Genomic DNA, 20,800 nt, shown 5'->3' on the forward strand with positions numbered 1-20,800 from the left:
TGAGTTATTTCAGCTCGCGGAAACCCCTCCAATGAATGGGTGGCCCCATCGGAGTAACTCTCTGGTGGGGCCGCTTTTGTTCGGATTTATGGGCGGTCGCGGTGCCGCTTCCAAAAGGCGGGTATTGCTCAGGGTGGTCCGAAAGGGGAACAGTGCGTCTTGGCAGGGAGGCCCGCGCTGTTCTTGGCGTTGGCTGCGATCTCGTTGATTGAAGTCGATTGATGAGTCGATACTCCTCGTGTCGTTGCGGGGTCGGGGTGGGGTGGGGCGGGTAGGACTTGAGGCGTCCTGTGTGTGGGGTTGGGTCGTGAGTAGGTGGGAGCTCGGGCGTGGCTGCTTATCTGGGTGACGGTGAGGGTGAGGTCGGCCTGGTGGGGCGGGGGGTGGAGGTCGAGGAAGGGGCCCTGCCCTCGGGGGAGTTGGTGATGTTGGCGCAGGCGTACGGGGTGGACCCGACGTATGACGCCGGGGGTGGGCCGGTGGTGGTGGCGCCGGGGACGTTGGTGGCGGTGCTGGGGGCCTTGGGGGTGGAGGCCGGGACGCCCGAGGCGGTGACGGAGAGTCTGACGCGGCACCGGGCCGAGGTGGCCGGGCGGTTGGTGGCGCCGTGCGTGGTGGTGCGGAGTGGGCGGCGGACGGCGGTGGATGTGCCCGCCGGGGCCGTGCTGAGCGTGGAGTTGGAGGAGGGCGGGGTCTGGTCGCTGCCGGCGGGGAAGTCGCACTGGTTGCCGGCGGATCTGCCGCTCGGCCGGCATCGGTTGAGGGTGCGGGTCGGGGAGCGGGAGGAGAGTGCGGCGCTGATCGTGGCGCCGCAGCGGCTGCCGGAGGTGGCGCAGCGGGGGTGGGGGTTCCTGGCGCAGCTGTACTCGGTGCTGAGTCAAAGGTCCTGGGGGATGGGGGACTTGGGGGATCTGAAGGAGTTGGCGGAGTGGGCGGGGAGTGGATTGGGGGCGGCCTTCCTGCAGATCAATCCGTTGCATGCCGCGTTGCCCGGGGTGCCGTCGGATCCTTCGCCGTACCGGCCGAGTTCGCGGCGGTTCGCCGACCCCGTGCATCTGCGGGTGGAGGCGGTGGAGGAGTACGCCTATGTGGGGGACCGGGCGGAGCTGGAGGAGTTGCGGGAGAAGGCGGCCAGGCTGCGGGGGGAGGTGCTGGGGCATGACGGCCTGATCGACCGGGATGCCGTGTGGGCGGTGAAGCGGCGGGCGTTGGAGATCCTGCACCAGGTGCCGCGCGGGGTCGGCCGGGAGGCGGCGTACCGGGCGTTCGTGGAGCGGGAGGGAGAGTGGCTGGAGCAGTACGCCACCTGGGGGGCGTTGGCCTCGGTGCACGGGAGCAACTGGCGGAGTTGGTCGAAGGGGCTCAGGAAGCCCGGGAACCCGCAAGTGGCGGCGGCCAAGGTCGAGTTGGCGGGGGAGGTGGAGTTTCAGCGGTGGCTCGCCTGGCTGGTGGACGAGCAGCTGGGGGCGGCGCAGCGGGCGGCGGAGGATGCCGGGATGGCCGTCGGGCTGATCCATGACCTGGCCGTCGGGGCGCACCCGGACGGGGCCGATGCGTGGGTGTTGCAGGAGGTGCTGGCCGAGGGGATCTCGGTCGGGGCGCCGCCGGACGCGTTCAACGCGCACGGGCAGGACTGGGGTCTGCCGCCCTGGCGGCCGGATGCGCTGGCGGCGTCCGGCTACGCGCCGTACGCCGAGCTGCTGCGGGCCGCGGCGCGGCACGCTGGGGCGATCCGGATCGACCATGTGATGGGGCTGTTCCGGCTCTGGTGGGTGCCGGCGGGCAATCCGCCCACGCAGGGGGCGTACGTGCGGTACGACGCCGAGGCGATGCTCGGCGTGCTGGCGCTGGAGGCGCACCGGGCCGGCGCGTACGTGATCGGGGAGGACCTGGGGACGGTCGAGCCCGGGGTGCGGGAGGAGTTGGCGGCGCGTGGGGTGCTCGGGACTTCGGTGCTCTGGTTCGAGCGGGATTGGCAGGCGAAGGGGGCCGTGCTGCCGCCGGAGCGGTGGCGGGCCGCCTGCCTGGCCACGCTGACCACGCATGATCTGCCGAGCACGGCGGCCCGGCTCAGCGGGGAGCACGTGGAGCTGCGGGACCGGCTCGGGCTGCTGGCGCGGCCGGTAGCGGAGGAGATCGCCGAGGCCGTTAACGAACTCGCCGAGTGGAAGGGTGAATTGCGCCGGCTGGGGCTGCTGGGGGAGGGGGAGGAGCTGACGGCCGAGGCGCTGTACTCCTTCCTGGCGGACACCCCGGCGGAGTTGGTGGGCGTCTGGCTGCCCGATGTGGTGGGTGATCCGAGGCCGCAGAACCTGCCGGGCACCTGGGATCAGTACCCGAACTGGCGGCTGCCGGTGGCCGACGGCACCGGCCGGCCCTGCACGTTGGAGCGGCTCGCCGAGGCGCCCGGGGTCGCGGGTCTGGCGAAGGCGGTCGGCGGCCTGGGGGCGGCGGTGCCCGGAAGGCGGACCCCGGCGCGCGAGGGACAGTAAGGGGCCGGTACCTTGGGAAACGTGGACAAGAGGAACGCTTTGCGCGCCGGTGCGGTCACCGCAGCGGCCACGCTGATGATGCTGATGACGTCGCCCGCCATGGCCCTGACCCGGGACGATGGTGACGACCCGGGCTCCGGCCTGAGCGTTGCCCAGACCCTCGGTCTGTACGTGCTGGCCCCGATCGTGCTGTTCGCGATCATCGCCGGTCTGGTCATGCTGCCCTCGCTGGGCAAGGGCAAGAAGAAGTAACGAGCTGTTCGGCTGAGCGCCGTCGGGGCTGATGCTCCGGCGGCGCTCAGTGCTGTCCGGAGGCGGTAGCCGATCCAGGCAGGTAGCGGGTCAGCCCCGGGGTGATGCGGGTGGTGCCGTCGGGGAGGACGGCCAGGGCCTCGGTGTCCGGGCGGGCGGTGGCCCAGGCGAGGGCGCGGTCGGGGCCCATCGCGAAGGCGGCGGTGGCCCAGGCGTCGGTGCGGGCGATCCGGCGGCCGGTCAGGGTGAGGGCGGCCAGACCCTCGGCCGGGCGGCCGGTGTGCGGGTCGAGGATGTGCCGGCCGCGTTCGGCGATGCCCGAGGTGGCCACGGCCAGGTCGTGGCCGGTCAGCACGGTGAGCAGGGCACCCGGGCGGAACGGCGCCGCGATGCCGATCCGCCAGGGCCCGCCGCTGGTCTGGACGTCGCCGCCGCCGCTGACGCTGTGTTCGGTCCAGCCGGCGGCGGAGAGCGCGAGGGAGGCCTCCTCCACGGCCCAGCCCTTGACCCAGCCGCTCGGGTCGAGCCGCCCGGCGGGCCGGTGGGTGAACCAGCCGTCGGTCTCGGCGGCCACCTCGCGGCAGCGGGCGAGCACCTCCGCCACCTCGGGGTCGCACTGGGCGAGGGTGAGCTCGGCCCGTTCGAGCCGGCGGATCTGGCTGTCGGCGCGGTAGGTGGAGAAGACCTCGTCGATCCGGTGCAGGCGGGTCAGGATGCCGTGCAGTACCGCCTCGAAGGGCAGCCCGGCCGCCGGGGCGGTGGTGCGGGGGCGGACGGCGAAGGAGAAGACGGTGCCCATCAGGTGCTCGGCGTGGCGGAAGGCGACCGGGGCGGGCGCAGCCACGGGGGCGGGCCGGGTCATTTGCGGCCGGCCTGGTCGAGAGCGCTCTGCAGGGAGCGCGTGTAGCCGTCGCTGGTGAAGGTGGCGCCGGAGACGGCGTCGATCTGGGCGCTCTGGGCGGCCAGCGCCTCCTGGTTGAGTTCGGGGAGGGCGAAGGTGTTGATCTCCTGGTCGCGGCGGCTCTCGTCGGGGTACTGGATGACGTCGATCTTGGATATTCGGCTGTTGTCGAGGGTGACGCGGACCTGGACCGGGCCGTAGCGAGTGTCGACGGCCTCACCGGTGACGGTCCGTGAGCCACCGGCCGTGGTGGGCGATGCCGAGGGGGAGGTGCCGGTGCTCGGGGCGGCGGCCTGGACGGGGCCGGTGCCGGTGGAGATGACCTTGGCGGTGGAGCCGGTGCTGCCCGCGCCGCCGGTCTGCTTGAGGGAGAGCAGCAGGACGATGCCCGCGGCGGTGGCGGAGGTGGTGACGACGGCTCGGCGCACGGGGACTCCTGGAGCGGATGGGAAGTCAGAGAGGTCGATTCAGAGGGAGCGAGTCAGAGGGGGTGAGTCAGAGGGAGAAGGACTCGTGGTGGATGCGGCGGACTCCGGCGGCGCGGAGGGAGCGGACGGCCTCGGCGGTGAGGGCGTCCGGGCCGCAGAGGAAGACCTCGTGGCGGGCGAGGTCGGGGACGAGGCGGGCCAGCGCGCGGCCGAGGTCGCCGACTTCGGTGCGGGTGCCGAGGAGTTCGAGGGCCCGGCCGCCCCGGGCGGCGGCCACGGCGGCGAGTTCGGCGCGGAAGAGCAGGTCCTCGGGCCGCCGGGCCCGCTGCACCAGGGTGACCTGGCCGGGGAGGGTCTCGAAGAGCGCCCGCAGCGGCGTGATGCCGACGCCCGCGCCGAGGAGGAGGACCGGACGGGTACGGGTACGGGAGCTGCGACGGGGCGTGGGGGAGGCGGGTGAGCCGGCCCGACGGTGGGCGGCAGCCTGCGGCGCGGCGGTACCCGCGGCCGGGGCCGAGGCCGAAGCTGGGGTGTGAGCCCGGCGGTGGGTCGCGGCCTGCGGCGCGGCGATGCCCGGGGCGGGGGCGGGGGCGGGGGCGGGGGCGGGGGCCGGGGCTGGGGCTGGGGCGTCGGCGAGGCGGCGGGCCGTGAAGGCTCCGTACGGGCCCTCGGCCAGGACGCGGGTGCCGAGGGGGAGGCGGGCGACCGCTGCGCTGTGGGAGCCGAGGGACTTGACCGTGAAGCGGAGGAACTGCGGGTGGGGCGGGGCGGAGAGGGAGTAGGGGTTGGCGGCCCAGCGCAGGCCCGGGGTCTGGAACTGGAGGCGGAAGAACTGGCCGGCCTCGGCGCCGAGCTCGTCCAGGTGCTGCCCGGTCAGGAAGACCGAGACCACGCCCGGGCCTTCGGGGCGGATCTCGGCGACCCGGAGCCGGTGGCGGCGGTCGCGCAGGTACGGGACGGCCAGGCGGTACCAGCCGAGCAGGGCGGCGGTGCCGAGGTAGAGCGCGTACCAGAGCAGCCGGCCGGGGCCGTCGCCGAGTTGGGCGCCGTTGGCGAGCTGGTGGCCGAAGGCCAGGGCGACGGCGAGGTAGGTGGCGAGGTGGAGGTAGTACCAGAGCTCGTAGGAGAGCCGGCGGCGGGCCACGGCGGCCGAGACGGCGCCGGTGCCGAGCAGCAGGAGGGTGCCGAGCGTGCCCTTGATCATCTCGGGGTAGTCGAAGACCAGGTGCACGCCCTCGGCGAGCAGCCCGCGTCCGTCGGTGAGCGCGTAGCCCCAGGTGATGGTGAGTACGTGGGCCAGCACCAGCCCGACCATGTACCGCCCGCCCCTGGCGTGCCAGCGGGCCAGCCGGTCGGCGCCCACCTCGCGTTCGAGCAGCGGGAGCCGGGCCATCAGGAGCAGCAGGACCGGCGCCGCGTACCCGGCCAGCAGGCCGGTGATCTGGCCGGCCCCGGTGAGCCATGCGGCGGCGCCCCGCACCTCGGGCGTGTCGCGCCACCAGAGGGCCACCACCCCGGCGGCGCCGACCCCGATCGCGGCCAGGAGGAGCGCGGGCAGCACCCGCCGGAGCGGGCCGGGCAGCAGGAAGCCGGCGGGAGCACCGGGGCGGGGAGGGCCCGGGGAAGGCAGCGGCGGCCGGACGGCCGGGGGTGGTCCGACGGTCGGGGCGGACATCGGGCCTCCGGGATGGTCTGGTTGTCGTGGGCATTGCCAGGGCGGGCCGTCCATGAGTGGATGCCCTGGGCGCGGTGGCGCCCGGCGTGAGCGGATGGCGCAACCCTTGCACCGGAAGCTCTCAATTGCCTCTGAATGTCGCGGGGCACAGGAACGAGATCGGGAACGAAAGTGCAGGTCAGCATGGGTGAAGTGGTGGATTCGGGCCCGAAGCGATCTCAGCGCTTTCTCATCCCCGACCCCGAGAATGAGTACCCGCCACCCGCCACCGATCACGATGGGCCGCCCATGGACACCGACCTCGCCCCGGAGCCCTGGCGGCTCCTGGTGGTCGACGACGAACCCGATCTGGTCGAGGTGCTCTGCGGCGCCCTGGCCTACGAGGGCTGGGACGCCCGGGGCGCCGCCGACGGGCCGGCCGCGATCGAGCTGGCCGCCGAGTGGCAGCCGCACGCCGTGGTGCTCGACATGATGCTGCCCGGCATGGACGGCATGGAGGTGCTGCGCCGGATCCAGGCCCGGCAGCCCGAGGTGCGGGTGCTCTTCCTGACCGCCAAGGACGCCGTGGAGGACCGGATCGCCGGTCTCGCGGCCGGCGGGGACGACTACGTGACCAAGCCGTTCAGCCTGGCCGAGGTGGTGGTCAGGCTGCGCGGTCTGCTGCGCCGCGCCGGGTCGGTGCCGCGGCGGCCGACCGGCCCGCTGCTCACCCTCGGCGACCTCACCCTGGACGAGCAGTCCCGCGAGGTCACCCGGGGCGGAGAGCCGGTGGAGCTGAGCCCGACCGAGTACGCCCTGCTGCGGCACCTGCTGCTGCACCCGAGGCAGGTGCTCAGCAAGGCGCAGATCCTGGAGGCGGTCTGGTCGTACGACTTCGGCGGGCAGGCGCACGTGGTGGAGCTGTACGTCAGCTACCTGCGGAAGAAGATCGACCACGGGCGGGCACCGATGCTGCACACCGTGCGGGGGGTCGGGTACGTGCTCAAGGCGGGGGCGTGAGGGCACGCCCGGGCAGGCTGGTGCCGCGGACGCTGCGGGCCCGGCTGATCGCCGGGGTGCTGGCGCTGCTGGTGCTCACCTGCGGCGGGATCGGGCTGGCCACCACCCAGGCGCTGCGGCACTTCCTGATCGACCGGCTCGACCAGCAGCTGGTGGACACCGGCGGCCGGTACGCGGCCAGTCTGGAGCACCAGGCGACACCGGGCACGGCCGGCACGCCCGGCACGGCCGGGCGGGAGCGCAGCGACACCCGGGCGCAGGCGCCGGGCACCTTCGGGGCCCGGCTGGTGCACGGGGTGGTGACCAACGCCGGGGTGGTGGACGGGGACGCGGACGACTCCCAGGTGGAGGCCGGCGAGGTGCCCGCCGACACCGACGACCTGGTGCGGCTGGACGCGGCGGACCAGCGGGCGCTCGCCGCCCTGCCGGTCGGCGGGCCGGCCCGCAGCCTCGACCTGTCGGGGCTGCCGGGCTACCGGGTGCGGGCCTTCGCCGGGAACGACGGGGACGTGCTGGTCACCGGCCTGCCGCTCAAGTCGGTCTCGGCGACGGTCCATCAGCTGGTCACGGTCGAACTCGTGGTGTTCGTGGTCGCCTTGGGCTTGACCGGGGTGGCCGGAGCGCTCTGGGTCGGGCTCGCGCTGCGGCCGCTCGGACGGGTGGTGGCGGCGGCCGAGCGGGTCAGCGGGCTGCCGCTGGCCAGCGGGGAGGTGCAGCTCTCCGTCCGGGTGGACGAGGACGATCCGCGCAGCGAGGTCGGGCGAGTCGGCGCCGCGCTCAACCGGATGCTGGGGCACGTCGGGCAGGCGCTGGCCCAGCGGCAGACGGTGGAGGAGCGGCTGCGGGCCTTCGCGGCCGACGCCGGGCACGAGTTGCGGACTCCGGTGGCGACCGTGCGGGGCCATGCGGAGCTGGCTCTGCGGCATCCGGGGCCGCTGCCGGAGGAGGTGCGGCACTCGCTGACCCGGATCGACGCCGAGACGCGGCGGATGGGCACGATCGTGGAGGACCTGCTGCTGCTCGCCCGGCTGGACGCGGGGCGGCCGCTGGCGGTCGGCGAGGCTGACCTGACCCGGATCGCGTTGGACTGCGCCTCGGATGCCCGGGCCGCCGGGCCGGGGCACCGCTGGCGGTTGGAGCTGCCGCCGGAGCCGGTGGTCGTCCCCGGGGACGAGGGGCGGCTGCGGCAGGTGGTGGCGAACCTGCTGGCCAACGCGGGGGCGCACACGCCGGAGGGGACGGAGGTGACGCTGCGACTCCGACGAACCGAGGATGGTGTGGAGTTGAGCGTGAGCGACACCGGGCCGGGGATCGAGCCGGAGCTCGCGGAGCGGGTGTTCGAACGGTTCGTCAGGGGGGACCGCTCGCGGGCCCGCGCCACGGGGTCGACGGGGTTGGGGCTGGCGATCGTCCGGGCGGTGGTGAGCGCTCACGGTGGCACCGTCAGCTTGGAGAGCCGGCCGGGGCGGACCACGTTCACTGTGCGGCTTTAGGGCAACCCGAACAGGGGCGCGGGGAACTGCGCGATCAACCGTGCACCTCCGTAGAGGGCTGGTCGCGCAGTTCCCCGCGCCCCCAGTGGTCAACGCCCCGAGTCGGCAACCTGAGCTCGGAGAGCCCGCTCGATGCCCGCGCGGGCCTCGATGACCATGCGGCGCAGGGCCGGGGCCGGGTCGGCGGTGGTGAGCCAGGCGTCGGTGGCGTCCAGGGTGGACTGGCTGACGTGGTAGCTCGGGTAGAGGCCGACGATGATCTGCTGGGAGATCTCGTGGCTCCGGGTCTCCCAGATGCCCTTGACCGCCGCGAAGTACTTCTCGACGTAGGGGGCCGTCAGCTCGCGGTGCTCGGGCTGGTTGAAGCCGCCGATCACCGCGTCCTGGACGTAGTTGGTGAGCTCGTCGCGCTCGATGACCGAGGCCCAGGCCGCGGCCTTGGCCTCGGCGGTGGGGAGCGCCGCCAGGCAGCTGGCGGCGTGCTCCTGGCCGGCGGCGGTCTGGTCGCGCGCCAGCTCGGCGTCCACCTCGGCCTGCCCGGCCTTGCCGGTGGCGACCAGGCGGGAGAGCAGGGTCCAGCGCAGGTCGGTGTCCACGGCCAGGCCGGCCAGCTCCACCGAACCGTCGAGCAGGCCGGCCAGCAGGGCCAGCTGGTCCTCGGTGCGGGCGACGGCCGTGAAGGTGCGGGCCCAGGCCAGCTGGTGGTCGGAGCCGGGGGCGGCGGAGCGCAGGTGCTGCTCGGCGGCCTCGGCCCAGATGCCCAGGCCCTGCTCGCGCCAGGCCGGGTCGGCGTAGAGCTCCAGGGCGAGCTTGGCCTGGCGCTGCACGGTCTGCACCACGCCGATGTCGCTCTCGCGGCCGAGGTTGGCCACGGCCAGGGCCAGGTACTCGCGGGTGGCCAGCTCGCCGTCGCGGGTCATGTCCCAGGCGGAGGCCCAGCAGAGGGCCCGCGGGAGCGAGTCGGCGAAGGCGCCGAGGTGCTCGGTGAGCACGGCCAGCGAGGCCGGGTCCAGCCGGACCTTGGCGTAGGAGAGGTCGTCGTCGTTGAGCAGCAGCAGGGCCGGGCGGGCCTTGCCGGCCAGCTGCGGGACCTCGGTGCGCGGGCCGTCGATGTCCAGCTCGACCCGCTCGGTGCGCACCAGGGCGCCGTCGACCAGGTCGTAGCAGCCGATCGCGATCCGGTGCGGGCGCAGCACGGCCTCGCCCTTGGCGCCGGCGGGCAGGGCCGGGGCCTCCTGGAGCACGGCGACCGAGGCGAGGGTACCGTCGGCGGCGAGCTCGAGCTCCGGGCGCAGCACGTTGATGCCGGCCGTCTCCAGCCAGGCCTTCGACCAGGTCTTGAGGTCGCGGCCGCTGGCCTCCTCAAGGGCGCCGAGCAGGTCGCTCAGGCGGGTGTTGCCCCAGGCGTGGCGCTTGAAGTAGGCGCGCACGCCCTCGAAGAAGGCGTCCTGGCCGACGTAGGCCACCAGCTGCTTGAGCACCGAGGCGCCCTTGGCGTAGGTGATGCCGTCGAAGTTGACCTGGACGTCCTCCAGGTCGTTGATCTCGGCCATGATCGGGTGGGTCGAGGGCAGCTGGTCCTGCCGGTAGGCCCAGGTCTTCATCTGGTTGGCGAAGGTGGTCCAGGAGCCGCGCCAGGCGGAGCCCTCGGCCTCGGCCTGGCAGACCGTCTCGGCGAAGGTCGCGAAGGACTCGTTCAGCCAGAGGTCGTTCCACCACTCCATGGTCACCAGGTCGCCGAACCACATGTGGGCGAGCTCGTGCAGGATCGTGGCGGCCCGGGCCTCGTACGAGGCGTCGGTGACCTTGGAGCGGAAGACGTACTGGTCCCGGAGGGTGACCACGCCCGCGTTCTCCATCGCGCCGGCGTTGAACTCCGGCACGAAGAGCTGGTCGTACTTGGGGAAGGGGTAAGCGTAGTCGAACTTCTCCTGGAAGTAGTCGAAGCCGAGCTTGGTGACCGAGAAGATCGCCTCGGCGTCCAGGTACTCCTTGAGCGAGGGGCGGCAGTACACGCCCAGCGGCACGCGCTGCGCGCCGTTCTCGTACGCGTCGAAGACGCCCACGTACGGGCCCGCGACGATCGCGGTGATGTAGGTGGACATCCGCTTGGTCGGCTCGAAGCTCCAGACCTGGGTGTCGCCCTCGCCCACCGGAGTGGGGGTGGGGGAGTTGGAGACCACGACCCAGCCGGTGGGGGCCGTCACGGTGAAGGTGAAGGCGGCCTTGAGGTCGGGCTGCTCGAAGTTGGCGAAGACGCGGCGGGCGTCCGGCACCTCGAACTGGGTGTAGAGGTAGGTCTCGCCGTCGACCGGGTCGACGAAGCGGTGCAGGCCCTCGCCGGTGTTGGTGTAGGCGCAGTCGGCCACCACGCGCAGCACGTTCTCGGCCAGCAGGCCGGGCAGCGCGATGCGGCTGTCCTGGAAGTTGTCCAGCGGCAGCTGCTCGCCGTTGAGCTCGATCTCGGTGACCCCGGGGGCGACGAGGTCGATGAAGGTGGCGGCGCCCGGCGTGGTGGCGGTGAAGCGGACCTCGGTGGTGGACCGGAAGGTCCCGCCCTCCCGGGCACCGCTCAGGTCGAGCGTGATGTCGTACGCGTCCACGTGCAGGAGCTCGGCCCGGGTGCGGGCCTCCTCACGGGTCAAGTTGGTGCCAGGCACTCGCAGGACTCCTTCGTCAAGGCAAGAGATGAGTCGAATCCTCCCATGTCGCAGCCGGGGGGAGCCGCGTGGTTTCGGTCGAGGGGGTCGAACAGAGCTCCGGCAGAGGTTTTGCAACGATCCGCGTTCGGCCTTGACGGGGGATCGGGCTGTGGGCGGACCATAGGGTTCAGAAGTTGAAGCGTCCTGCTGCGGCTTCACACAGACTGTACTCAGACCTTGCACACATGGCCGCAATGGCGCGGCAGGGGCGCCCGAGCGCCCTGGGAGGGTGGAACATGTCGACGGACACACCGGGCTCGCAGTCCTCGCTGCACCGGGCGAACCTCGAGCGGGTGCTCCGGGCCGTGCGGATGGCGGGCTCGCTGACCCAGGCCGAGATCGCCCGCAGCACCGGCCTCTCCGCCGCGACGGTGTCCAACATCGTCCGGGAGCTGAAGGAGAGCGGCACCGTCGTCGTGGCCGACACCTCCTCGGGCGGGCGCCGGGCCCGCAGCGTCTCGCTGAGCGGGGACGCCGGGATCGTGGTCGGGGTCGACTTCGGCCACACCCACCTGCGGGTGGCGGTCGGCAACCTGGCGCACCGGGTGCTGGCCGAGGAGAGCGAGCCGATCGACGTGGACGTCTCGGCGCAGCAGGGCTTCGACCGGGCCGAGGCCCTGGTGGCCCGGCTGCTCCAGGAGGCCGGCTTCCGGCCGGACAAGGTGATCGGGGTGGGCCTGGGCGTGCCCGGCCCGATCGACCAGGAGACCGGCGCGCTCGGCTCCACCGCGATCCTGCCCGGCTGGACCGGCATCGCGCCGGGCCGGGAGCTCTCTCAGCGCCTGGGCATGCCGGTGTACGTGGACAACGACGCCAACCTGGGCGCGCTCGGCGAGCTGGTCTGGGGCGCGGGGCGCGGGCTGACCGACCTGGCGTACATCAAGGTGGCCAGCGGCGTGGGCTCCGGCCTGGTGATCAACGGGCAGATCTACCGCGGCCCGGGCGGCACGGCGGGCGAGATCGGGCACCTGACCCTGGACGAGTCGGGGCCGATCTGCCGGTGCGGCAACAGGGGTTGTCTGGAGACCTTCGTCGGGTCCCGCTACTTGCTCAACCTCTTGAACGCCAACCACCCGGGCGAGCTGACCCTGACCCGGGTCGTGCAGCTGGCCCAGCAGGGCGACCTCGGCTGCCGCCGGGTGATCGCCGACGCCGGGCGGCAGATCGGGACGGGCGTCGCCACGCTCTGCAACCTGCTCAACCCGCGTCGGGTGATCCTCGGCGGCGACCTCGCCGAGGCCGGTGAGCTGGTGCTTTCCCCGATCCGGGACTCCGTGGCGCGGTACGCGATCCCCTCGGCGGCCCGTCAGCTCTCGGTGGTGCCGGGCACGCTGGGTGGCCGGGCGGAGGTGCTCGGGGCGCTCGCGCTGGTGATGAGCGAAATGGGCGAATCGGGCGTAATCCGGCAGCCCGGAGCGGCCGTCGTGGCGGTCGGCTGAGGGTGTGCGCGGGGTGTGGCCGAGTCGTTCCGGTCTCGGTCATACCTTCAGGAAGATAACGAAAAGGTTCGGATCTCCGGGAGGTCGGTTTTACTTATTGACGACAAGCGAGGCGGGCAGGTTGACTCCCTTCCACCTCGCCGCAACGTTGCGGCGCCGTCAGGGAGGCACCACCCACCATGAACGCAATGATGCGTCGCGCTGTGATCGGCACCGCCGCGGTCTCGATGGCTCTGACCATGGCCGCCTGTGGCAAGGCCGGCGGTGACAAGAACTCCGCTTCCTCCGCCCCGTCCGCCGCCGGTGGCAGCAAGTCCGTCGGCCTCCTGCTCCCGGAGAACGCCACCACCCGGTACGAGCAGCTGGACAAGCCGCTGATCGAGGCCCAGGTCAAGTCGGCCTGTGCCGACTGCACCGTCGACTACGCGAACGCCGCGGGCAGCGCCGCGACCCAGGCGCAGCAGGTCTCCACGATGATCACCAAGGGCGTCAAGGTCCTGATCCTGGACGCCGTGGACTCCGCCGCCATCAAGTCCTCGATCCAGGCCGCCGTGGACAAGGGCATCAAGGTCATCGCGTACGACCGCCTGGCCCAGGGCCCGGTCTCCGCGTACGTCTCCTACGACAACGAGAAGGTGGGCGAGCTGCAGGGCCAGGCCCTGCTGGACGCCATGGGCGCCAAGGCCACCCCGACCGCCAACGTCGTGATGATCAACGGTGACGACGCCGACCCGAACGCCGCGATGTTCAAGGCCGGCGCGCACAAGGTCCTGGACGGCAAGGTCAAGATCGCTTACGAGCAGTCCGGCCTCTGGAAGGACACCGTCGCCAACCAGAAGGTGACCGCCGCCGTCGCCCAGCTCGGTGCCGCCAACATCGCGGGCGTCTACTCCGCCAACGACGGCATGGCCGGCGGTGTGGCCACCGCCCTCAAGGGCGCGGGCGTCTCCGTCCCGGTCACCGGCCAGGACGCCGAGCTCGCGGGTCTGCAGCGGATCCTCGCCGGCACCCAGACCTCCACGGTCTACAAGGCCCCCAAGCCCGAGGCCGAGGCCGCCGCCAAGCTCGCCGTCGACCTGCTGAACGGCAAGGCCGTCACCGACACCGCCACCGCCAGCTCCACCAGCGGCTCCGGCGACAAGGTCCCGTCCCTGCTGCTGACCCCGGTCTCGGTGACCAAGGCCAACCTGGCCACCACCGTCATCGCGGACAAGCTCTACCCGACGGACAAGATCTGCTCCGCCGACTTCGCGGCCGCCTGCGCCGCCGCCGGCATCAAGTAAGCAGCGACACCGCACCGGGCGGGGGCTCCACAGCGGCCCCCGCCCGCCTCGCCGTCCCACCCGACGGCCCCGAATACATGTCATCGACCGCGCCGCCGGGGCGGCGCGGCGGCCACCCTCGGCACGGGGTGGAGCAGGAGGAGTTGGTTCACGTGACAAGCGCACCCGTCCTGGCGCTGCGCGGCGTCTCCAAGCGGTTCGGCGCCGTGCAGGCGCTGACCGAGGTCGACCTGGAGGTGCACGCCGGAGAGGTGGTCGCCCTGGTCGGCGACAACGGCGCCGGCAAGTCGACGCTGGTCAAGACCATCGCGGGTGTCCACCCGATCGACGAGGGCACCATCGAGTGGGAGGGCAAGCCGGTCTCGATCAACCGGCCGCACGACGCCGCCGCCCTCGGCGTGGCCACCGTCTACCAGGACCTCGCGCTCTGCGACAACCTCGACGTGGTCGGCAACCTCTACCTCGGCCGCGAGCTCAAGCGCTTCGGCGTGCTGGACGAGGTGACGATGGAGCAGAAGGCCCGCGAGCTGCTCTCCACCCTCTCCATCCGCATCCCCAGCGTCCGCATCCCGATCGCCGGCCTCTCCGGCGGCCAGCGCCAGGTGGTCGCGATCGCCCGCGCGCTGATCGGCGAGCCGAAGATCGTCATCCTGGACGAGCCCACCGCGGCGCTGGGCGTCGAGCAGACCGCCCAGGTGCTCGACCTGGTCGAGCGGCTGCGCGAGCGCGGCCTCGGCGTCATCCTGATCAGCCACAACATGGCCGACGTGCGCGCCGTCGCGGACACCGTCGCCGTGCTGCGCCTGGGCAAGAACAACGGCTCCTTCCCGGTCGCCGAGACCACCCACGAGACGATCATCGCCGCGATCACGGGCGCCACGGACAACGCCGTGACCCGTCGTCAGGCGCGCACCGCTGCGGAGGCGGCCAAGTGAGCACCGAGACCACTCCCACCACCCCGCCGGCCGTCGACCCCCGGCTGCTCGTCCGCGAGGAGGGCTTCAAGGGCTACCTCACCGAGTTCAAGCGCAAGGTGCGCGGCGGCGAGCTCGGCACCCTGCCGGTCGTGATCGGCCTGGCCGTGATCTGGGCGGTCTTCCAGATCCAGGACAGCCACTTCCTCACCGCCACCAACCTGTCCAACATCGCGTACTTCATGTCGGGCACCGGCATGCTGGCGATCGGCCTGGTCTTCGTGCTGCTGCTCGGCGAGATCGACCTCGCGGTCGCCTCCGTCGGCGGCCTGGCCGCCTCGGTCTTCGCGGTGCTCTCGGTCAACCAGGGCGTCAACCCGCTGCTGGCCGTGCTGCTGGCGGTGCTCACGGGCGTGGCCACCGGTGCGCTGCACGGCTGGTTCTTCGCCAAGATCGGCGTGCCGGCCTTCGTGGTCACCCTGGCGGGCAACCTGTTCTGGAACGGCCTGATGCTCCAGCTGCTCGGCAAGACCGGCAGCGTCACCATCAAGGACGAGGGCTTCCTGCACCTGCTCGGCCAGCGCGCCTTCTTCCTGGACTCGGACATCTCCGGCGCCTACATCCTGGCCGTGCTCGCGGTGGCCGCGATGCTCGGCGGCTCGCTCCTGGAGCAGGCCCGCCGCCGCAAGGCCGGCGTGCCGTACCGCCCGACCAGCGAGATCGTGGTGCGCTCGGCCGCCCTGGCGATCGTCTCCTTCGGCGCCGCCTTCATGTTCAACCAGGCGTACGGCGTGCCGGTGGCCGTGGTGCTCTTCCTCGCCGCGCTGGTGATCTCCGACTTCGTGCTGCGCCGCACCACCTACGGCCGCCAGGTCTTCGCGGTCGGCGGCGGCATCGAGGCGGCCCGCCGCTCCGGCATCAACGTCGCGTTCGTCCGGATCTCGGTCTACGCGATCTCCGGCGGCTTCGCGGCCCTGGGCGGCCTCTTCTTCGCGGCCCAGACCTACACCTCCAACCTCGGCGGCATCGGCAGCGCGAACCTGCTCATGATGGCCATCGCCACCGCCGTCATCGGCGGCACCAGCCTCTTCGGCGGTCGCGGCTCGGTCTGGTCGGCCCTGCTCGGTGGCCTGGTCATCCAGTCCATCCAGACCGGTCTCGACCTGCTGAGCATGAACACCTCGGTGCAGTACATGATCACCGGTGCGGTGCTGCTGGCCGCCGTCGTGATCGACTCGCTCTCCCGCAAGACCCAGAAGGCCGCCGGCCGCGGCTGACGGCTCCCGCTCCGCACGGGCCCCCGGACGACCTGCGTCCGCCGGGGGCCCGTCGGCGTGTCAGGGGGCCGGGGAGTGCAGCGGGATCTTCTGCGCGTCGGCGAAGGCCGGCGGGGCCGAGCCCAGGTCGGAGACGGTGGTGACCACCACCGCGTCGGCCTCGGGCACCCAGGCGGTGGTCTTGGACTGCACGGTCACCTCCTGGGTATGTGGGGCGCCGTCGCAGAGCACCAGCACGGGGGAGACCCGGGTGGAGCCGAAGGCGACCGCCGAGGCGTCCTGCGGGTCGGTCTGCTCCACCGAGACGTTGAGCGACTTCTCACCCGCCGGGGCGTCGCAGGCGTAGGTGACCGTCACCTTGACCTTGCTCGGGATCTTCGGGTCCAGGGTGGCAGTGCCGATCCCGATCACCGTGGCGGCCCAGGCCGGCCCGGCCGCCGCCAGGGCGCCCGCCGAGACCGCGAGCGCCGCCACGGCGGCCCTGACAGTGCGTTGCATCCTCACTCCTCCGTTCACGTACCGCCCCCGGTCGAGTCTCCGGCCCGGCGGGCGGCCGCGCAGCCCGGGAGCCCGGCCGCTGGGCCTTCCGGCTCCCGGGGTGCGTGCGGGGAGCGTCAGCCCGCCCGCTGCGCCTGCCGGATCAGCCGGTCGGCCTGGTGGGCGAGGTCCTCCGCGCGGTCGGCGGAGAGGTGGCCGTGGCCGAAGGCCGAGGCGTCCAGGAGCTGGGCCATCTGCCCGGCCAGCCGGTCGCGCTCGGCGCCGAGGGCGGTCAGGCGGTCGGTGGAGGCGCGGTAGGCCGCGTCGCCCGGGGTGTCCGAGGCGATGCCGGCGGTGGCCGAGCGCAGGGTGGCGGCGGCGAAGGGGCCGACGCCCGCGTCCAGCTGCTTGTAGGCGGCGGCGAGGCGCTGGTAGGCGCGGACCTGCCCGGCCAGGCCGTGCGGCAGGGCCGAGCGGTCCAGGTACTCGGTGAGCACCCGGCCGTCCGAGCGGTACGGGTCGTGCAGGCCGAGCAGGGCCAGCATGGTCGGCCGCAGGTCGGTGTGGTCGGACCAGACCGCGTCGGTGCGCCCGAGGTGCCTCACGCCGGGGCCGACCAGGCCGACCCAGGTGGTGTTGATGTCCGGGGCGAAGTCGCCGTGGTTCCAGGCGTAGGCCGGGCCGAGGTAGACGCAGGGCTTGGAGCAGTCGGAGCCGGCCGCCGTCACGTAGTAGTCCGGGTCGGCGAAGGAGGTGAAGGTCGGGGTGCGCAGCGGGTCACCGGTGACCATGTGCAGGATCCTCATCTCGGCCTGGTCGGCCAGGTACTGCGAGACGGTGTCGGTGCGCCCGGTGATCGGGTTGACCGCGGTGATCCTCGACCAGGCCCGCTCGAAGCCGCGGGTGGCCGGGTCGGCCGGGCCGGGCTGCCCGTTCAGGTAGAAGTTCGGCGCCGAGTCGGAGTGCACCTGGAAGGGGGTGGTCACGCCCTGCTGGGTGGCCAGCAGTCCGCGCGCGTTGGCGTTGACCTCGCCGATCTGCCGGTAGGTGCAGGGCACGGTGACCCCGTCGCAGCCCGCCGGGCTCGGCGCGCCGCCCACGAAATGGTCGTTCTCGTCGGCGGTGACCACGAAGAGGGTGTTCGAGGGCGTGATGCCGTCCCGCCGCAGGCGCTGGAAGAAGGTGCCGAAGGCGTCGTCGTAGGACTTCAGCTGCTGCACGTACCCGGCCTCGCCCGGGCCCCAGGCGCCGCTGGTCGGGCCGTGCTGGTCGTGGGCGTCGGAGATGTAGGCGTAGGTGACCGGGACGCCGGCCTCCTGCATCTGGGCCACGTAGCCGAGCGAGTTGTCGGCCGTCATGGCGTCGAAGCCGGGGAAGCCCGGGTTGCCCTTCGGGTCGGTGATCGCCTTGCCGGCCGTGGAGGTCACCGCGGCGGCGCCGCCGGTGATCGCCGGGTCGACGGCCTTGGCGCCGTACAGCGCCCGGTAGCCCTGGTAGCCGCCGGGCTCGTCGGGCAGCAGGTCGGGGCTGGTGGCGCCCTTGGCGCAGACGGCCGAGTGCTGGGCGCAGTGCACGCCGATGCCCACGTAGTCGGCCTGGGCCCGGGCCGGGTCGGCCTTGGCCTCGGCGGCCTCGGGCGAGGCGGCCCCGAACACCTTGGTGATGTCGACCGTGGTGTTCTCGAGGATGGTGTTGGCCGCCGAGACGGCGCCGAAGTCGCAGCCCGCCTTGGTGTAGGCGGCCCAGGGCGCGGGGGCGTTCCTGCCGTCCGGGCCCACCATGGTCGGCGCGGCGTCGGCCGGGGCGGGCACCGAGGCGTCGGCCACGCCGTCGGTCCAGTAGGCGAAGCTGCCCGCCGAGTTCGTGGTGCCGTCCGGCTTGTAGTACCGGTAGGAGTTGGAGACGGCCTGGCCGTGCCGGTCGCCGTAGAGACCGGTGAGCGAGGTCAGGATGTCGTTGCCGGTGTGGGCGATCAGGGGGGTGTGGTGGTCGCCCGAGAGGGTGCCGTTCTCCTGGAGGAAGCTCAGGAGGTGCGGCATCTGTTCGAGATCGGACGGCACGTTCGGGTTGTCACGGGTCAGGTGCACGTTGTCGAACTGCAGGTAGATCACGTGGCGGAAGTCACTCCCGCCGGCCGATATCTGACACCCCGTCGGGTGCCGGTGGTGCTCGGTGTCGGCGGCGACGGCCGGTCCGGCCAGGGCCGATGCCAGGCCGAGGGCCAGTGCCAGGGCCGTCACTCTGCGCTTGCGCATCCTGCTGCCTCTCTGGAGACGAACGGGTACGGCGGGTACGACGGCGCGAGGCTCCCACAGCCGGCGCGAACGGAACAGGGTGACGGCACCAGGTCGCGGTGAAGGGGCGGTAAAATCGGCCCTTGGCCGAGGCGGACCCCCGCGACTGATCGGCCCCCGGCCCTTGTCCGAAAGCCGGACATTAGACTCGACCAGTCACGGTGTGCCGCCCCACGCGGAGCACGGGGACGCCGAGGGCGAGGTAGCCCTCGTCGGGCACACGGCCCGGGACCTTTGAACGAGGAGGAACGGGTGGCCCTGCTGACCCGCATTCGGGGACCGCGCGATCTCGACCGGCTCACCCCGGCCCAGCTGGCCGCACTGGCGGAGGAGATCCGCGGCTTCCTGGTCGACGAGGTCTCCAAGACGGGTGGCCACCTCGGGCCGAACCTGGGCGTGGTGGAGCTCACCATCGCGCTGCACCGGGTCTTCGACTCGCCCCGGGACCGGATCCTCTTCGACACCGGCCACCAGTCCTACGTGCACAAGCTGCTCACCGGCCGCCAGGACTTCTCCCGGCTGCGGATGAAGGGCGGCCTCTCCGGCTACCCGTCCCGGGCCGAGTCCGAGCACGACGTGATCGAGAACTCGCACGCCTCCACCGTGCTCGGCTACGCCGACGGCCTGGCCAAGGCCAACCAGCTCCAGGGCCACTCCGACCGCCCGGTGGTCGCCGTGATCGGTGACGGCGCGCTCACCGGCGGCATGGCCTGGGAGGCGCTCAACAACATCGCCGACGCCAAGGACCGCCCGCTGGTCATCGTCGTCAATGACAACGAGCGCTCCTACTCGCCGACCATCGGCGGCCTGGCCAACCACCTCGCCACCCTGCGCACCACCAAGGGCTACGAGCGCTTCCTGACCTGGGGCAAGGACGCGCTCCAGCGCACCCCCGTGGTCGGGCAGCCGCTGTTCGAGACCCTGCACGGCGCCAAGAAGGGCCTCAAGGACTTCATCGCCCCGCAGGGCATGTTCGAGGACCTCGGCCTCAAGTACATCGGCCCGATCGACGGCCACGACCTGACCGCCCTGGAGTCCGCGCTCACCAAGGCGCGCGGCTTCGGCGGCCCGGTGATCGTGCACTGCCTCACCGAGAAGGGCCGCGGCTACCGCGCCGCCGAGCAGAACGACGAGGACCGCTTCCACGCGGTCGGCGTGATCCACCCCGAGACCGGCCTGCCGATCAAGACCTCCGGCAAGGACTGGACCTCGGTCTTCGGTGAGGAGATGGTCGCGCTCGGCGCCGAGCGCAAGGACGTGGTGGCGATCACCGCCGCCATGCTCCACCCGGTGGGCCTGGCCCCCTTCGCCAAGGCGTACCCGGACCGGATCTTCGACGTGGGCATCGCCGAGCAGCACGCCGTCACCAGCGCGGCCGGCCTGGCCACCGCCGGGCTGCACCCGGTCTTCGCGGTGTACGCGACCTTCCTCAACCGGGCCTTCGACCAGGTGCTGATGGACGTGGCCCTGCACAAGCTGGGCGTCACCTTCGTGCTCGACCGCGCCGGGGTGACCGGCACCGACGGCGCCTCGCACAACGGCATGTGGGACATGTCGATCCTCCAGGTCGTCCCGGGCCTGCGCCTGGCCGCACCGCGCGACGCCGAGCAGCTGCGGATGCAGCTGCGCGAGGCCGTGCAGGTGGACGACGCGGCCACCGTGGTCCGGTACTCCAAGGGCACGGTCGGCCCGGCCGTCCCGGCGGTGGGCCGGGTCGGCGGGATGGACCTGCTGCGGGAGTCCGCCGAGGAGCGGCCGGACGTGCTGATCATCTCGGTCGGCGCGCTCGCCCCGCTCTGCCTGGAGACGGCCGACCTGCTGGCCGCCGAGGGCCTCTCGGTCACCGTGGTCGACCCGCGCTGGGTCAAGCCGGTGGACGCCGCGCTGCCCGGCCTGGCGGCCCGCCACCGGGTGGTCGTCACGGTGGAGGACAACGGCCGCGCCGGCGGCGTCGGCTCGGCGATCGCGCAGGCGCTGCGGGACGCCGAGGTGGACGTGCCGCTGCGGGACTTCGGCGTGCCGCAGGAGTTCCTGGACCACGCGACCCGGGACGAGATCCTGAACGAGATCGGGCTCACCGCCCCGGCGATCGCGGCGAAGGTGGCCGCGCTGGTGGCCAAGCTGGAGCGGGTCGAGGTCTGAGCTTTTCACGGGGGGTCGAACCCGTGACGGGA

At 72.7% G+C, this 20,800-nt stretch carries 15 protein-coding genes; 9 read left to right on the forward strand and 6 right to left on the reverse strand.

Annotated features, from left to right (window positions below; genetic code table 11):
• The first annotated feature begins 425 nt into the window (after positions 1–425).
• The gene (gene malQ, locus CFP65_RS27060) at positions 426–2,492 is read left to right on the forward strand and encodes a 4-alpha-glucanotransferase (RefSeq protein WP_104821154.1); all 2,067 of its coding nucleotides are present in this window, start codon (positions 426–428) and stop codon (positions 2,490–2,492) included.
• Between the two features lie 21 nt (positions 2,493–2,513).
• Entirely contained in the window at positions 2,514–2,744 is a 231-nt protein-coding gene (locus tag CFP65_RS27065; RefSeq protein ID WP_104818634.1) for a hypothetical protein, read from the forward strand.
• 46 nt (positions 2,745–2,790) lie between these two features.
• Here CFP65_RS27065 and CFP65_RS27070 read toward each other — a convergent pair whose 3' ends face one another.
• The 3 genes from CFP65_RS27070 to CFP65_RS41215 form a co-directional block, all read right to left on the reverse strand.
• Complete coding sequence (locus tag CFP65_RS27070; protein ID WP_254552589.1) at positions 2,791–3,606, reverse strand: FAD:protein FMN transferase; 816 nt, start codon at positions 3,604–3,606, stop codon at positions 2,791–2,793.
• On the reverse strand, positions 3,603–4,073 hold the full coding sequence (locus CFP65_RS27075) for an FMN-binding protein (protein WP_104818635.1): 471 nt from the start codon (positions 4,071–4,073) through the stop codon (positions 3,603–3,605). The genes CFP65_RS27070 and CFP65_RS27075 overlap by 4 nt, the downstream gene beginning before the upstream one ends.
• 67 nt (positions 4,074–4,140) lie before the next feature.
• Entirely contained in the window at positions 4,141–5,748 is a 1,608-nt protein-coding gene (locus tag CFP65_RS41215) for a ferredoxin reductase family protein (RefSeq protein ID WP_254552590.1), read from the reverse strand.
• Positions 5,749–6,036: 288 nt separating this feature from the next.
• Here CFP65_RS41215 and CFP65_RS27095 point away from each other — a divergent pair, with 288 nt between their 5' ends.
• Positions 6,037–6,747, forward strand: a complete 711-nt coding sequence (locus CFP65_RS27095; RefSeq protein ID WP_104818636.1) for a response regulator transcription factor — start codon at positions 6,037–6,039, stop codon at positions 6,745–6,747.
• On the forward strand, positions 6,744–8,240 hold the full coding sequence (locus tag CFP65_RS27100) for a HAMP domain-containing sensor histidine kinase (RefSeq protein WP_104818637.1): 1,497 nt from the start codon (positions 6,744–6,746) through the stop codon (positions 8,238–8,240). The genes CFP65_RS27095 and CFP65_RS27100 overlap by 4 nt, the downstream gene beginning before the upstream one ends.
• Before the next feature lie 89 nt (positions 8,241–8,329).
• Here the strand turns inward: CFP65_RS27100 and pepN are convergent, their stop codons facing one another.
• On the reverse strand, positions 8,330–10,900 hold the full coding sequence (gene pepN, locus CFP65_RS27105; RefSeq protein ID WP_104818638.1) for an aminopeptidase N: 2,571 nt from the start codon (positions 10,898–10,900) through the stop codon (positions 8,330–8,332).
• Between the two features lie 278 nt (positions 10,901–11,178).
• Here pepN and CFP65_RS27110 point away from each other — a divergent pair, with 278 nt between their 5' ends.
• The 4 genes from CFP65_RS27110 (at position 11,179) to CFP65_RS27125 (ending at position 15,855) form a co-directional block, all read left to right on the forward strand.
• On the forward strand, positions 11,179–12,381 hold the full coding sequence (locus tag CFP65_RS27110) for an ROK family transcriptional regulator (RefSeq protein ID WP_104818639.1): 1,203 nt from the start codon (positions 11,179–11,181) through the stop codon (positions 12,379–12,381).
• A gap of 179 nt (positions 12,382–12,560) precedes the next feature.
• The gene (locus CFP65_RS27115; RefSeq protein ID WP_104818640.1) at positions 12,561–13,664 is read left to right on the forward strand and encodes a sugar ABC transporter substrate-binding protein; all 1,104 of its coding nucleotides are present in this window, start codon (positions 12,561–12,563) and stop codon (positions 13,662–13,664) included.
• Between the two features lie 143 nt (positions 13,665–13,807).
• A complete protein-coding gene (locus tag CFP65_RS27120) occupies positions 13,808–14,599 on the forward strand; it encodes an ATP-binding cassette domain-containing protein (protein WP_217368188.1) in 792 nt (263 codons plus the stop codon).
• Positions 14,596–15,855, forward strand: coding sequence for a sugar ABC transporter permease (locus tag CFP65_RS27125; RefSeq protein WP_104818642.1), 1,260 nt, complete (start codon positions 14,596–14,598; stop codon positions 15,853–15,855). Before CFP65_RS27120 ends, CFP65_RS27125 begins: the two co-directional genes overlap by 4 nt.
• Before the next feature lie 60 nt (positions 15,856–15,915).
• Here the strand turns inward: CFP65_RS27125 and CFP65_RS27130 are convergent, their stop codons facing one another.
• Positions 15,916–16,353 (reverse strand): hypothetical protein, encoded by a 438-nt coding sequence (locus CFP65_RS27130; protein ID WP_104818643.1) that lies wholly within the window; start codon positions 16,351–16,353, stop codon positions 15,916–15,918.
• A gap of 116 nt (positions 16,354–16,469) precedes the next feature.
• Positions 16,470–18,587: a hypothetical protein gene (locus CFP65_RS27135; protein WP_158702367.1), complete on the reverse strand. Its 2,118-nt coding sequence runs from the start codon at positions 18,585–18,587 to the stop codon at positions 16,470–16,472.
• Positions 18,588–18,878: 291 nt separating this feature from the next.
• Between CFP65_RS27135 and dxs the strand changes: the two genes are divergently transcribed.
• Positions 18,879–20,768 (forward strand): 1-deoxy-D-xylulose-5-phosphate synthase, encoded by a 1,890-nt coding sequence (dxs, locus tag CFP65_RS27140; protein WP_104818645.1) that lies wholly within the window; start codon positions 18,879–18,881, stop codon positions 20,766–20,768.
• The last annotated feature ends 32 nt before the right edge of the window (positions 20,769–20,800 follow it).

This window comes from Kitasatospora sp. MMS16-BH015 (genome assembly GCF_002943525.1).
Taxonomy (GTDB): Bacteria; Actinomycetota; Actinomycetes; order Streptomycetales; family Streptomycetaceae; genus Kitasatospora.